This window comes from Amphritea sp. HPY, from assembly GCF_050870985.1.
Taxonomy (GTDB): domain Bacteria; phylum Pseudomonadota; class Gammaproteobacteria; order Pseudomonadales; family Balneatricaceae; genus Amphritea.
In genome coordinates, this window is sequence record NZ_CP194015.1 from 3,389,432 (window position 1) to 3,403,877 (window position 14,446).

The 14,446-nt window shown below is 48.6% G+C and carries 14 protein-coding genes and 2 tRNA genes; 9 read left to right on the top strand and 7 right to left on the bottom strand.

Going from position 1 to position 14,446, the window contains the following annotated elements; genetic code table 11:
* Positions 1-8 precede the first annotated feature (8 nt).
* From ACQUQM_RS15090 to ACQUQM_RS15110, 5 genes are all read left to right on the top strand, one after another.
* On the top strand, positions 9-1,061 hold the full coding sequence (locus ACQUQM_RS15090) for a Glu/Leu/Phe/Val dehydrogenase dimerization domain-containing protein (protein ID WP_432470718.1): 1,053 nt from the start codon (positions 9-11) through the stop codon (positions 1,059-1,061).
* A 98-nt stretch (positions 1,062-1,159) separates the two neighbouring features.
* Positions 1,160-2,572, top strand: a complete 1,413-nt coding sequence (locus tag ACQUQM_RS15095) for a sodium-dependent transporter (RefSeq protein ID WP_432470719.1) — start codon at positions 1,160-1,162, stop codon at positions 2,570-2,572.
* A 251-nt stretch (positions 2,573-2,823) separates the two neighbouring features.
* Positions 2,824-3,534, top strand: coding sequence for a hypothetical protein (locus ACQUQM_RS15100; RefSeq protein WP_432470720.1), 711 nt, complete (start codon positions 2,824-2,826; stop codon positions 3,532-3,534).
* Positions 3,535-3,580: 46 nt separating this feature from the next.
* Positions 3,581-4,186, top strand: a complete 606-nt coding sequence (locus ACQUQM_RS15105) for an RNA polymerase sigma factor (protein WP_432470721.1) — start codon at positions 3,581-3,583, stop codon at positions 4,184-4,186.
* On the top strand, positions 4,171-4,920 hold the full coding sequence (locus tag ACQUQM_RS15110) for an anti-sigma factor (protein WP_432470722.1): 750 nt from the start codon (positions 4,171-4,173) through the stop codon (positions 4,918-4,920). The genes ACQUQM_RS15105 and ACQUQM_RS15110 overlap by 16 nt, the downstream gene beginning before the upstream one ends.
* A gap of 435 nt (positions 4,921-5,355) precedes the next feature.
* Here ACQUQM_RS15110 and ACQUQM_RS15115 read toward each other — a convergent pair whose 3' ends face one another.
* Positions 5,356-6,069 carry an NUDIX hydrolase gene (locus ACQUQM_RS15115; RefSeq protein WP_432470723.1) on the bottom strand — a complete coding sequence of 238 codons (714 nt, stop codon included), beginning with the start codon at positions 6,067-6,069 and terminating at the stop codon, positions 5,356-5,358.
* Between the two features lie 165 nt (positions 6,070-6,234).
* Between ACQUQM_RS15115 and ACQUQM_RS15120 the strand changes: the two genes are divergently transcribed.
* Positions 6,235-7,248 (top strand): SPFH domain-containing protein, encoded by a 1,014-nt coding sequence (locus ACQUQM_RS15120; protein WP_432470724.1) that lies wholly within the window; start codon positions 6,235-6,237, stop codon positions 7,246-7,248.
* 3 nt (positions 7,249-7,251) lie between these two features.
* Complete coding sequence (locus ACQUQM_RS15125) at positions 7,252-8,178, top strand: sugar kinase (protein WP_432470725.1); 927 nt, start codon at positions 7,252-7,254, stop codon at positions 8,176-8,178.
* 700 nt (positions 8,179-8,878) lie between these two features.
* Here the strand turns inward: ACQUQM_RS15125 and ACQUQM_RS15130 are convergent.
* Together ACQUQM_RS15130 and ACQUQM_RS15135 are read right to left on the bottom strand one after the other, a co-directional pair.
* Positions 8,879-8,955: transfer RNA gene (locus tag ACQUQM_RS15130), tRNA-Met, on the bottom strand.
* Between the two features lie 1,076 nt (positions 8,956-10,031).
* Positions 10,032-10,108: transfer RNA gene (locus ACQUQM_RS15135), tRNA-Met, on the bottom strand.
* A gap of 135 nt (positions 10,109-10,243) precedes the next feature.
* Between ACQUQM_RS15135 and ACQUQM_RS15140 the strand changes: the two genes are divergently transcribed.
* Entirely contained in the window at positions 10,244-10,858 is a 615-nt protein-coding gene (locus tag ACQUQM_RS15140) for a DsbA family protein (RefSeq protein ID WP_432470726.1), read from the top strand.
* A 47-nt stretch (positions 10,859-10,905) separates the two neighbouring features.
* On the opposite strand, the gene ACQUQM_RS15145 is transcribed toward ACQUQM_RS15140, so the two are convergent.
* Positions 10,906-11,331, bottom strand: coding sequence for a cold-shock protein (locus ACQUQM_RS15145; RefSeq protein ID WP_432470727.1), 426 nt, complete (start codon positions 11,329-11,331; stop codon positions 10,906-10,908).
* Between the two features lie 207 nt (positions 11,332-11,538).
* Between ACQUQM_RS15145 and ACQUQM_RS15150 the strand changes: the two genes are divergently transcribed.
* Positions 11,539-11,748, top strand: coding sequence for a SlyX family protein (locus ACQUQM_RS15150; RefSeq protein ID WP_432470728.1), 210 nt, complete (start codon positions 11,539-11,541; stop codon positions 11,746-11,748).
* 121 nt (positions 11,749-11,869) lie between these two features.
* On the opposite strand, the gene ACQUQM_RS15155 is transcribed toward ACQUQM_RS15150, so the two are convergent.
* From ACQUQM_RS15155 to tsaB, 3 genes are all read right to left on the bottom strand, one after another.
* Positions 11,870-12,700, bottom strand: coding sequence for a class I SAM-dependent methyltransferase (locus tag ACQUQM_RS15155; protein WP_432470729.1), 831 nt, complete (start codon positions 12,698-12,700; stop codon positions 11,870-11,872).
* 156 nt (positions 12,701-12,856) lie between these two features.
* Complete coding sequence (locus ACQUQM_RS15160) at positions 12,857-13,657, bottom strand: undecaprenyl-diphosphate phosphatase (RefSeq protein ID WP_432470730.1); 801 nt, start codon at positions 13,655-13,657, stop codon at positions 12,857-12,859.
* Positions 13,658-13,704: 47 nt separating this feature from the next.
* A complete protein-coding gene (gene tsaB, locus ACQUQM_RS15165; protein ID WP_432470731.1) occupies positions 13,705-14,424 on the bottom strand; it encodes a tRNA (adenosine(37)-N6)-threonylcarbamoyltransferase complex dimerization subunit type 1 TsaB in 720 nt (239 codons plus the stop codon).
* Between the last annotated feature and the right edge of the window lie 22 nt (positions 14,425-14,446).

Genomic DNA, 14,446 nt, shown 5'->3' on the forward strand with positions numbered 1-14,446 from the left:
ACACCGTTATGTCCGTTTTTAGTCATTCCGAATTTGATAACCATGAACAGGTTGTGTTCTGCCACGATGAGGCCACTGGCCTGAAAGCGATTATCGCCATTCATAACACTAATCGCGGCCCGGCACTGGGCGGCTGCCGTATGTGGCACTACACCAGCGATGAAGAAGCACTGAATGATGTGCTGCGCCTGTCTAAAGGGATGACCTACAAATCAGCCCTCGCCAATCTGGATCTGGGTGGTGGTAAATCAGTAATCATCGGCGATCCGCGCAAGCATAAAACTGAAGACCTGCTGGCTGCGATGGGACGCTTCCTTGAACGTACCGGCAATCAGTATATTGCCGCTGAAGACTCAGGCACTTCGGTACCGGACCTACAGGTAATGGGACGCGAAACTGCTAACGTGGCGGGAATCACTGAGCGTACCGGCATCGATGGCCTGCCATGCAATGGCGACCCATCCCCGGCTACCGCTTACGGCACCTTTATCGGCCTGAAAACCGCAGTTCAGTATCAACTGGATCGCACAGACCTGAAAGGTCTTAAGGTCGCCATTCAGGGTGTTGGCAATGTCGGCTATCGACTGGCCGAGCATCTGCATGACGCTGGCGCAGAACTCTTTGTTACCGATATCCATGAGGAACAGGTACAACGCGCTGTATCCGAGCTGGGTGCAACCGCGGTATCACAGAATGAGATTCTGTCACTGAATGTCGATGTCATAGCCCCTTGCGCCCTGGGTGCAGTACTGAATGATGAAAGCATTCCCCTGATCAAAGCAAAGGTCGTGGCTGGCGCCTCTAATAACCAGCTGGCATCCCAACGCCATGACCTGATGCTACGCGAACGCGGCATTCTCTACGCCCCGGACTACGTCCTCAATGCTGGCGGCATTATCGACATTTTCTATGAGCGAATCGGCCATGAACACACCAAGGTACGAGCTCATATCGAGACAATTGCCGACACCCTGACCGAAATTTTCCGCCGTGCCGATGCGCAGGACCGCCCTACCGGCGAGATCGCCAACGAGCTGGCTGAAGAACGCTTTATGAAGTAAAGCAAAACTAATTACTCCTGCAGCACTTATGCCCGTGACTTTTTTAAAAAAACGGGCTTTTTTTCTCTGAGCATAAAAATAAAATCTGGAGATAACCAATGACTGAACTGGTTCAGAATTCGGCGCTGGACGGCGCTGCCGATAATTCCCGCAAAGACCACCCGATGTGGTCCTCCCGCATGGCCTTTATCCTGGCCGCCAGCGGCTCAGCGGTAGGCCTGGGTAATATCTGGAAATTCCCTTATATCACCGGGGAGAACGGTGGCGGTGCCTTCGTACTGGTCTACCTGTTCTGTATTGCCCTGATCGGTATTCCGATCATGATCTCCGAGGTTATGATCGGTCGTCGCGGCGGCCGCAGCCCAGTTAACAGCATGCGCCAACTGGCTCAAAGTGATGCTCTGTCTAAACGTTGGGTCTGGATCGGCGGCATGGGTATGATCGCCTCCGTCCTTATCCTTTCTTTCTACTCTGTTATCGGTGGTTGGGCGCTGTCCTATGTCGGTAACTCTGCCAGCGGCCTGTTTGCTGGTGCCAGCACCGAGACTATCGGTGCAATGTTCGGCAACCTGTTAGCAGATCCTTATACCCTGCTGCTATGGCACTCCGTGTTTATGGTCTTGGTGATTATGATCGTTGCCCGCGGCCTCAGCTCTGGCATGGAAAAGGCGATCAATATCCTGATGCCTATCATGTTCGCCCTGCTGCTGGTTATGGTGGGCTACGCCATGAGCACCGATAACTTTGCTGAAGGTTTTGCCTTCCTGTTCCAGCCGGACTTCTCCAAGCTGACCACAGAAGGCGTACTGACCGCACTGGGCCATGCCTTCTTCACCCTGAGTCTGGGTATGGGTGTGATGATGGCTTACGGCTCTTACCTGCCTAAAAAGGTATCCATCGTTAAAACCGCTGTTACCGTTTCGATAGTAGATACCGTGGTTGCACTGCTGGCGGGTCTGGCGATCTTCCCTCTGGTATTTGCTAACGGTCTGGAAGCTGGCGCAGGTCCTGGTCTGATCTTCCAGACTTTGCCACTGGCCTTTGGTCAGATGAGCGGCGGTATACTGTTCGGCACCCTGTTCTTCGTATTGCTGGTTGTTGCCGCAGTCACCTCTGCAATCTCTCTGCTGGAGCCTGTCGTAGAATGGTTTGAAGAGCAAAAAGGCATCAACCGCCTGACAGCCACCCTGATCGGTGGTATCAGCATCTGGGGATTAGGCATTCTGACTATCCTGTCGCTGAATGTATGGTCTGACGTACACCCTCTGGGCATGTTTGAACGCTTCGAAGGTAAGACCTTCTTCGATCTCTTCGACTACGTTACTGCCAACCTGATGATGCCGCTTGGCGGCCTGGCCATTGCCATCTTCGTAGGCTGGTTTATGTCAAAGCAGGCGAGTGAAAACGAACTGGCTATGGGTAACGGCCTGGCTTACAAGCTGTTTATGTTCGTATTGCGCTTTATCACCCCGGCGGCGGTACTGGTAGTATTCATCTATAACCTGATGTAATTACATACTTCTTCACGGTAAAAGCCTCCTCTTCCGGAGGCTTTTTTATGTCATACGATGACTAAGAAGCCGACAATGCGTCATCAAAACCAGGCGCCTCATAAACCAATTAATACGAGCGCAGCAATAACTATCCAACTTAAAACAGCAGCATCAATTTCTTATTTAGTTTAATTTATACTTCACTGCATCCAAAACAGAATCATGGTCGTTTCTATGTTAGTTACTTAAATAACAACTGGAATCTGATAATGAAAAAAATTCTTAAGCCCCTCTCTTTTTTCCTTCTGGCGGCGGCAGTTAGCGCCTGCGCTACCAACACTGCGCAAAAAGATCCTGCCACAACTGCAGTTACACCATTGGGTGAGGTACTAACAACCCCCGAAGGCCTGACACTCTATACCTTTAGCAAAGACAGCCAGGGAATATCCAATTGCAACGGTGGCTGCGCCGAGAAATGGCCACCTTATATAGCAAACACTGAGATGGCTGTCGGTGATGACTATAGTGTTATCCGCCGCAGCAATGGTGATAAGCAGTGGACATACAAAGGAATGCCTCTGTACCGCTGGATTAAGGACCAGAAAACCGGTGACATTTCAGGCCACGGTATCAAAAACATCTGGTTTATAGCCCGGGCAGATGATGTACCGGTTAAGATATACCGTAATGCTGAAATCAGCGTATTAACTGACCTGAACCAGCGCAGCCTGTATGCTTTTGATAAAGACGACCAAGGCCAGTCAAACTGCTACGGCAAATGTGCAGAAATCTGGCCACCACTGTTTGCAGCCAAAGGCGCTAAGAAGAGCGGAGCCTTTGACATTACCGAACGTAAGGATGGCACGTTACAGTGGACATTGGACGGACACCCCCTGTACACCTGGGTTAAAGATCAGAAAGCCGGCGATATCACCGGCGACGGTGTGAAAGGAATCTGGCACGTAATAAAACAGCCATAATGAAGGTTCGGCCCGGCTACCCGGCCGGGCCTCTGAGGATGATAGTTTGAGTTCTGAAACTTTGGGTTCTGAAACTTTGGGTTCTGATACTTTAAGTTCCGCTGCTTTGAGTTCAAAAGCATGGAAAAAACAGATTGAGACGCTGCTGGGGCAAGTCAGGCTGAAGCATCAGCCTGCGTTTGAAAAACTCTATCAGCTGACCAGCGGCAAACTTTATGCGCTCATTCTGAAAATGATCCCGGACCCCGAACTGGCGGCCGATGCCTTGCAGGAAAGCTATACAAAAATCTGGCGGCAGGCGGATCGCTACCGCAGTGATCTGGGGGAAGACTGGGCCTGGTCCTGGATGTGCCAACTGACACGCAATACTGCAATTGATCGTATTCGTCAAACCGTGCGCCGACAAGAAACGCAGTTCGAAGAAGGTTTGCTGGAACACACCGTTGACCAGGATAGTTTTCTGGATGAACGGCGCGACCTGAATCGCTGCCTGCAAAGCATTAAGCAAGAACCCCGTCAGGCAATCATGCTGACCTACGTCTATGGTTTTTCAAATGCTGAACTGGCGGAGAAACTGAACACCCCATTAGGCACGCTAAAATCATGGATTCGTCGCGGTCTTAAGGAGCTACAGCAATGTCTGCAAAGTTGAATTCAGCACAGCGCTATAAGAACCCTGCTATCCGTTCCCATTTAGCCAGCCAATATGTACTTGCCACCCTGTCCAGCAGGGTACAACGACGCTTTGAAGCATTACTGAAAACTGATCCGGAACTGGAGCGGGAAGTCTATCAATGGCAACAGCGACTCGACCCTATGAACAACAATCTAAAAGAAGTCCCACCCCCGGAACGAGTTTGGTCTGAACTGAGCCAAACCCTGAACCTGAAAACCAATACAGCGACAAAACAGCAAGAGTCCTGGTGGCACCGCGGCTGGACAGCGATACCTATCTGGCGCTCAGCAACCGCAATGCTGGCGATCATCACCCTCTCTATCGCTATCTGGCCCAGTACCAACCAGATACAGTCGGTTGATTACCTTGCCGTCCTGCAATCAGATAGCAGCGTTGTGGAGCCTGAATTGGTAATTGCCGCCTATAAAGGTGCCAAGCCTGGAGAATCACATCTGCACTTACAATGGAATGATCGTGTAGAGAAAACCTCCACCAGCAATCTGACTTTATGGACTGTCAGTCGTGAAAATGGACAACAGATATCTCTCGGCCCGGTATCCGTAGCTGAAACCACCCGTTTACTGACACCGACTGAGTGGAAGCTGATTAAAAACAGCGCTGAATTACTACTAATAGAAGGCAACAGCCCCAGCGATCCAGTGCGCTTTCGAGGTCCATGCCTGCAGTTAAACCCATGGAATAAAGCCTAATAAAGTAATCTCTATAAGCGCTATCGGTAAGTAGCGCTAATGCTTAGGGAAGGTGCTAACAAGTCCCTTACGCCTCTGGCTTACAGAGAGATTGGAGATCAAGGCAATAATTACAGGCATACTGGTTGTACGTCGAAAATTATTAACACCGATATCCGATCTCTCTGAAAGCCCCGAAGGGCGAGCTCTATAACGGCCACCTGCTTTGTCAGCCAGTTTGAAAAGGTCCAGACATTTCACTGCTCTGTCTTTCGCGCATTTGGCCGTTTTATAGCCCGCAGAGAAAGCAAGGGACTTATTCGCACCTTCCTTAGCTCAGGAACAGAGGAATCGAAAATAGGTTAAACAACTATACTCATCTGACATTAAAAGATAACTGCGCGAAACATAATGCTACAACACTTTCCTCTACCTTCGATATGAACGCTGAACAATTTAATACTCCAGATTACGGATAAAGTTAAAGCCTCCTGCATCCGCTTTCATCCTGTACAGGCTGGCAGGCCTGCCCCGTTCAGAACGTTTATCCCCAGTATCAATCAGCAATTCAGCCTGTTCAATTCGGCGCCGGAATGATTTTTTCTGTAACGCCTTACCTATTAACAGCTCATGAACCTGCTGTAACTCAGGTAGCGTGAATACTTCAGGCAGAGCATAAGCCGGGACAATCGAATATAGCGCTTTCTGCCTAAGGCGCTCCCGGGCATCCACAATCAGTTGCCGGTGATCAAACGCGAGCTCAATATAATTAAGTTGCTCAACAGAGACCCACTGTACATCAGCAACAGAATCAATATGACTCTTACAGGCCTGAAAAGAAACCAATGCGGAATAACAGACCGTAACAGACCAGCCCCTTTTATCCCGTTGTGGCCCACCATAGGTTTTCAGCTGCTCTATATAGGGAGGTATTACGCCTGTTTTTTCCTTTAAACGCCGTAAAGCCGAATCAGACAGGCTCGAATCCAGCTGTAGATCAACAAACCCGCCGGGCAGCCCCCACTTACCCTGTTCAGGGTGATTAGCGCGCTCTACCAATAATACTTTAAGCTCACCTTCATGACAGGTAAACAAGACGCTATCCACAGTAATAAGTGGCGCTTCAAATTCCTGTTTATCGTAGTTTTCAAGATATTTCTGCTCACTCATCTTCAACCTGTCTCCCTCACTATTCGCCTCAATAGTAGATCCCCGAAGCAAGGCTATCAATTATTTTATTGTCCTTTAGACACTTTACTCCAATATCACCTTGACAATATTAGTGACTATTGGCCACTATATTAGTGACTAAACGACACTTAAAGGGTGAATATCATGTTTGGTATAAAATATTACAAAGCGGATTCTGCTACTTTCGTTATTAAAAGCGTCAACGGCCGCATCCGTAAAAAAGGCAAAGGGCTGAGCTTTTTTTATAACAAAGCAACCACATCTATCGCCGCTGTTCCGGTAAACGCCCAGGAGGCCCCCTTTGTTGCCAGCCTGCAAACTGCTGACTTCCAGACAGTTAAACTACAGGGACAAATTACTTACCAAATTGCAAAACCGGAGACAATTAACGAGATACTCAATTTCACTCTCAACAACAATGGTCTGTCATACCTTTCAGAAGATCCTATGAAGCTGAGTGACCGGATCATCAGAATCGTGCAAACCATTATTCAGAATGAGATTCAGAGCCGGACATTACGCCAGGCACTGAAACTTAATCAGTCTCTGGTTGAGCTGATCGGAAACCGCCTGCCAACAATGGAAACACTGCTAACTATGGGGGTAAGTGTTATTGATACTTCGATCAGCGCGATTACAGCAATGCCAGAAACTTCAAAAGCGCTGGAAGCTCAAGCCAGAGAAGAGATATTGAAAGAATCTGACGATGCGATCTACAGCCGCCGGGAATCAGCTGTAGAGCAGGAAAGAAAAATCAGAGAAGCAGAACTGCAAACCACACTTTCAGTACAGCAAAAAGAACAGGAGATCGAAGAGTCCAGAGTAGCTAACGAGCGAGCCCTGCTACGCAGTCAGACAGAAACTGAACAGGAACGGCTGCAGGCTGAAATTGATGCTGAAGATCAGCGTTCCCGTTTGGTAACGCTGAATGTGGAAAACCGAAAAATGGAAGCTGATGCAGAAGCTTATACGATCAGCACCCGGATGCAGGCTTTCAAAGAGCTGCCGGTTGAAAACCTGAAAGCTATCGCCCTGGCCAGTATGGAACCAGACCAGTTAATTGCGCAGGCCTTTGATTCACTGGCCCAGAACGCAGGAAAAATTGGTGAACTGAATATCAGCCCCGACCTGCTCGGACAGATAATCCGGAGGAGCTGAACTATGACCAACTCAAATCCATTCCGCTTCATCCTGATATACCGTAAAACTCGCTTACAGGAACTCATAGAGCGCTTTAATACCTGGCCCCAGGCCAGGTTCTATCTGGAACACAATCAGACAGACAGTGAAGACTATCTGCGGGAACACGACCTGTATAAACGACGTCTGGTAGAAGCAGAACAGACAATCAGGCCGTTAGGTAGGTTTCAGTTATTGGAACGCAGCTTCCTACCCAACTATCAATTCAGTCCAAATGATATCGTGGTCGTAATCGGCCAGGATGGACTGGTTGCAAATACCCTGAAGTACCTGAAAGGTCAGCCAGTAATTGCTATCAATCCCGAGCCCGATCGCTGGGACGGAGTCCTTCTGCCTTTTGAAATCGGACAGTTAACCAGCGTCTTAAAAGACACCATATCCGGCAACGTGGCGTCAAAAAACATCACTTTTGCCAGGGCATCAAGTAACGATGGTCAATCGATGTTGGCGGTTAACGATCTGTTTATAGGCCCGAAAAGCCACACATCAGCACGCTATAAAATCGACTGGAAAGGACAAACTGAAATTCAGAGTTCATCAGGAATTATTGTATCAACTGGTCTGGGCTCAACAGGCTGGTTTCAATCCATACTTGCTGGCGCTATCGGGGTAACGGGACAAGACAAACACGTTCTACAACAAGGTTTCGCCTGGGATGAACCACGTTTACAGTTTGCCGTGAGGGAACCTTTTCCCAGCCAGAATAGCGGGGTCAATATTGTATTCGGGGCTGTCGATATGAGATCCACTATCCAGCTTGAATCGCTGATGCCGGAAAACGGCGTAATTTTTTCAGATGGTATAGAAGCGGACTATATTCCCTTTAATGCTGGCGCCATTATTAAAGTAGATATTGCTGAAACCAGAGGAATGCTGATCTGTGAATAGATATTTTATCTCTCCATAAATCGGCCAAAGCTTGTTACAGCACCTTACTTCCAGACAAAAAAGGCATGCCCTTCGACACACTTTTAATTTTATTTTGGTAGCAGGGGCCAGATTTACTCGTTGCAGCCTGCAGGCTGTAACGCCCCTTAGGGCTTCGCGGCAAGCCGCTCGGTGCAAATTGTGCTCTAAGCACAATTAGTGATTCAAAACAGCCTGTTGACAGTTTTGCCCCTACGGGCATCGCCGCAAGCGGCTTGATGGTGATTGCTACGCAATCGCTGAACTGACGACCTTCTTGGACTTTGATGAAAAGCCGAGCCCGACGCTGTTCTTTGCCTTATTTCAGGCACAAAAAAAGGCGTATCTTACGACACACCTTTAATTATACGTTGGTAGCGGGGGCCAGCTTTAAACTGCCGACCTTCCGAGTCTTTATGAAGAGCCGAACCCGACGCTGCTCTTTGCCATATTTCGGGCAAAAAAAAGACCAACCTTTCGGTTAATCTGATTTTATACGTTGGTAGCGGGGGCCAGATTGACTCGTTACAGCCTGTAGGCTGCAACGCCCCTTCGGGCTTCGCGGCAAGCCGCTCCGTGCAAATTGTGCTCTAAGCACAATTAGTGAACTGACCAGCTCTCATCTGTCCCTTTTTCAAGGCAAAAAAAAGACCAACCTTTCGGTTAGTCTGATTTTATACGTTGGTAGCGGGGGCCAGATTTGAACTGACGACCTTCGGGTTATGAGCCCGACGAGCTACCAGGCTGCTCCACCCCGCATCAACGTGGGGCGAATCATACTGATCGACCTGACTAATAGCAAGAATAAATACGACCAAATAACAGAAAAAAAGCCAACCTCTCGGTTAGCTTCATCTTTTACGCTGGTAGCGGGAGTCAGCTTTAAACTGCCGACCTTCCCGAGCCCTTATAAAGAGTCGAGCCCGACGCATTTTTGTGCCTTATTTCAGGCACAAAAAAAAAGGCATGTCTTTCGACACACCTTTAATTATACGTTGGTAGCGGGGGCCAGATTGACTCGTTACAGCCTGTAGGCTGCAACGCCCCTTCGGGCTTCGCGGCAAGCCGCTCCGTGCAAATTGTGCTCTAAGCACAATTAGTGAACTTACCAGCTCTCATCTGTCCCTTTTTCAAAGCAAAAAAAAAGCCAACCTTTCGGTTAGCCTAATTTTATACGTTGGTAGCGGGGGGCAGGTTTGAACTGGCGACCTTCCTGAGTCTTTATGAAGAGCCGAGCCAGACGCTCTTCTTGCATCTTATTTCGGGCAAAAAAAAAGCCAACCTTTCGGTTAGTCTAATTTTATACGTTGGTAGCGGGGGGGGGGGCAGGTTTGAACTGGCGACCTTCCTGAGTCTTTATGAAGAGCCGAGCCAGACGCTCTTCTTGCATCTTATTTCGGGCAAAAAAAAAGCCAACCTTTCGGTTAGCCTTCTCTTTTCGTTGTGGTAGCGGGGGCCAGGCTTGAACTGCCGACCTTCCCGAGCCCTTATAAAGAGTCGAGCCCGACGCATTTCTGTGCCTTATTTCAGGCACAAAAAAAAGGCATGTCTTTCGACACACCTTTAATTATACGTTGGTAGCGGGGGCCTGATCTGAACTAATGAGCTTCCCGAGCCCTTATGAAGAGTCGAGCCCGACGCATTTTTGTGCCTTATTTCAGGCACAAAAAAAGGCATGTCTTTCGACACACCTTTAATTATACGTTGGTAGCGGGGGCCTGATCTGAACTAATGACCTTCCCGAGCCCTTATGAAGAGTCGAGCCCGACGCATTTTTGTGCCTTATTTCAGGCACAAAAAAAGGCATGTCTTTCGACACACCTTTAATTATACGTTGGTAGCGGGGGCCAGATTTGAACTGACGACCTTCGGGTTATGAGCCCGACGAGCTACCAGGCTGCTCCACCCCGCATCAACGTGGGGCGAATACTACTGAGCGGACTGACTAATAGCAAGAAAAAATATTAGTTTTCAATTAATTAATAACTATGTCTATTATAAGAGACAGATTATGCTTTCAGCGATAGTCCGAAACCGGAGGGCAGTAATGGCTCTAATCTATGTAATGGATCCGATGTGTAGCTGGTGCTATGCCTTTCATCCACACCTGAAAGAGTTGCTGACCAAGCTTAAACCAGGTATCAAAACCTACTGTTATATGGGCGGGCTGGCTCCCGACAGTGATGAGCCGATGCCAGCTGCGATGCAACAGGCGATACAACAAACCTGGCAGCAGATAGAAGCCAAAACCGGAGCCCCTTTTAATCAGGATTTCTGGCGCTTGTGCCACCCCCGCCGCTCTACCTACCCTGCTTGTCGTGCGATGATCAGCGCCGAGCTACTGGAGCCGGGCGCAGGTATGAAGATGGCTGAAATAATCCAACAAGGCTACTATCAGGAAGCCCGCAACCCATCAAACATTGACACCCTGATCGGTTTTGCTGAGAAAGTGGGCCTGGATAGGCAACGCTTTATCGAAACAATTCAGAGCACTGAGGCAGAACACACCCTGCAACAGGATCTGAGCTATTGCCAACAGCATAATATTACCGGCTTCCCCTATCTGGCATACGAGTCGGCAGGAAAGATCACTCCGCTGTGTATCGGCTATTGTGACCAGCAAACTCTGCTTAGCAGAGCCGCTCAGCTGGAATTAATTTAAGGCAAAAAAAACGGGAGCTAATTGCTCCCGCCTTTTGATCATTGCGCTCAGGATGTTCGCGCTATAGATACATCTTCAGCCTGCAAACCTTTATCACTCTCTTTGACTATAAAGCGTACGCTTTGCCCTTCAGATAGTGAACGATGGCCACGACCGCGGATATTACGGAAGTGAACAAATACATCATCGCCATTTTCACGGGTAATAAAGCCAAACCCCTTGGATACATTGAACCACTTAACCGTTCCCTGCTCCCTATCGTCATTCTCAGAGATATAGTCTTCATCTTCTGACTCTGATGAAGAGGAGCCCAGACCAGCGATAACACAGCTCACCAAAACAACAGCAAATACTAAAACCATATCCATAACTGGCAACTTGCCTTCACCTGGCAGCGATCCCTGAACAAAAAGGATGACTGCAGTAGCAAGTGCACTGACAACAACACTACGTATCAGTTGATTAACACTCATTGCGAATCTCTTATATTGATTAATGTAATTTCAAAAAAGAATCCAAAAAAAAAGAATCCTGATCATGTTATATACCTATTTTAATTTAACTATTCAATAGCTTAGGCAGATTTCATTAAAGTATTTTTAAATCAATACAGGCTATAATCTATAAACCTGTCCTACCCATCGGTGACAGCCTGTTTAATTTAGTTGGAATACCTACCCATGTCAGATCAACAACGGCTGGACGACCTGGAGTCCCGCCTCGCATTCCAGGAAGATTCTCTGGATAAAATGAGCGATGTAATGGCTCGCCAGTCACTGGAAATAGACAAGCTGACCCGAATGGTCAAACATCTGAATCAACAGGTGAAAACACTGGGTTCAGATAATATCAGCGCTCCGGAAGACGAGGCGCCACCGCCCCATTATTAAACTAAATATTTCACTACCAGAACCTAGGACCAGGGTGACGCCGTTGGCATCAGAAGCTTGCTATATGCAGCCAAACCGTGCAGTTTGGCTGAACCTCAATGGACTGGCGTGAACGCAAAAGTTAAACCAGTTTTTTCAGCGTATATATATCATACCGGCTGGATTTACCTTCCAGCTGGTAGCTCGGACTAACGCCCTGCAGTGATGGGCCTTCAATCAGCGGAGCCTTGCGCGAACGCTTAACCACAACCCGGTATTGTGCAGCATCCAGAGCTGCCCGAAGCAGTGCTTCCGCATCCATGTCATCCCCCACTACCGAACGGAACACCCGCATCTCTTTTTTAACCAGGGCAGACTTTTCGTTATGGGGGAACATCGGATCGACATACACAACATCCGGCCTCTCATCGCCTTGCAGGCTTTGTAACCAGTCAATACTATTCTGGTTAAAAAGGTGCATTCTGGCAGTAATCTCAGCCACCTCAGGTACCAGCGACGCACGCTCCAGACCGCTCTCCAACAGGCTATGGATAACCGGTGAACGCTCGACCATCTGCACCTCACAGCCCAGCGTGGCCAGGACAAAACTATCCCGTCCAAGTCCGGCTGTCACATCAGCAATCCGGGGACGTATAGAACCTTTTATACCTACCGCCTTGGCGATCATCTGGCCTTTACCGCCGCCAAACTTACGTCGGTGGTCCACGCTGCCACTGACAAAGTCAGCCATTACCGGTCCCGGTACTTTGCGCCCGGTCAATTGCAACTTGCAACCATCGATACCGACTAACAGTAGCAATCCATAATCGCATTTATCGATCTGAAAACGATTTAAAAAAGGCAATTGCAGGCGCTGTGCCAGCCGCTGCGCTGATTCAACATAGAAACTGTCTTCTGCAGCTACCGCCAGCTGCAACGCTTCGTCTTCTACTGATATCGACTTCTTACCCAATGTTGATCTACCCGTAACTGTCTGCAGAAATATTTGCTGAAAAACATGCCACACAACTACATGCCACATAATCAGGCGTCATAAATAAGACACTATTAACTATCTATAACCAGTGCCTGTGACTACCTGCCTATAACTAAGTATAAAATCAGATCACTATGCCATAAAGAATACAGCTAGTAATGCCACACCCAGCAGCATTCGGTAGATCACAAAAGGCAGCATACCGATCTTGTCTAACCACTTAAGGAAAAAGTGTATACAGCAAAATGCACTAACCGCAGCAATCCCTGTACCGGAAAGTAGCATAAGCCACTGCCCTGCCACGCCCGTCGAAGCTAGCTCTAAGGTTTTAAAAACACCTGCGCCAAGGATAACCGGAATAGACATAAGAAATGAAAAACGCGCGGCAGCCTGACGATCCAGTCCAAGCATAAGGCCTGCTGATATTGTAATGCCTGAGCGCGAAGTACCAGGGATCAAAGCGACCGCTTGGGCACAACCAATTGTGACAGCATCACGCAAAGAAAGACTGGTCAGGTTGCGCGCCTCGCTGCGACCAACATCAGCCCACCAGAGCAACCCACCAAAAATCATTGTGGTGCCCGCAATCACCAGCAGGCTTCGACCATAAAGATCAACCAGACCATGAAACATAAAGCCAAACATCAATGCTGGCAGCGTAGCAATCACCACAAACCAGGCGATACGTGCCTGCTCTCTATCATCCGAACTGGCCGCACTAACACAGCTTCTTGTCATAGTTAACAAATCATGACGAAAGAAATACAGCACAGCCAAAAGTGAGCCGATATGCACACCGACATCGAATGCCAGCCCCTGATCCTGCCAACCGAACAGTTGCGATGGCAAAATAAGATGCGCCGAACTAGAAATCGGCAAAAACTCCGTTAACCCCTGAATAACCGCCAGGGCGACTACCTGAAACCATTCCACTTTATACTCGTCCTTGTATAAATTCGATATTTTTCATTCAAAGAAGCTCACTGCTGATGCTTCTTTTTTTGTTGATCTTTCTTCTTCCAGGCTACTTCATCCCGTAAATAAACCGGCAAAGCATCGTCGGCTTTAACGGTTCGACCATTAGCTAACTCCTCTGCAGCAATCCTGACCATCGCCGCGGCCGTCGGATAAATCTCCAGCACCGGATCAGATACTGCGTCTTTTACTGCTGCAGGCATATCTTCCAGATACAGCCACCCTTTACCGGCAGCAAACCAGTTACCGCCATCCGGCTGTACTATTTCTGGCAGAACAATATCCTGCGGCGCACTGACCGTTTCAGAATCAAGTAATACAGGCAGCCCTGCTCTTATTTCATAGGCAGCAGAGTAAAGCTCATTCATCCGGGCATCGAGGGTACTGACTATACGCTCAACCCGGTATTTATCGGCACTAACCAGCGCAATAGCGGCCAGCGTCGATACCGGTATAACCGGAAGCTGCGCGGCAAATGCCAGGCCCTGAGCAACCCCGGTCGCAATCCTGATCCCGGCAAACGAGCCCGGACCACGGCCAAAAGCGACCGCATCGAGCTGACTAACTTTCAATCCAGCCTGATCCAATATCTCGGAAACCATCGGCAATAACTGCTTTGTATGCTGACGGGGGATAATGCGAAAATCTTCCCGGACCTCTCCGTCGATATACAGAGCGACTGAACAAGCGTCAGTAGAAGTATCCAGAGCTAGGATCTTGGCCATTTATGTAATCCGATGATAGGTG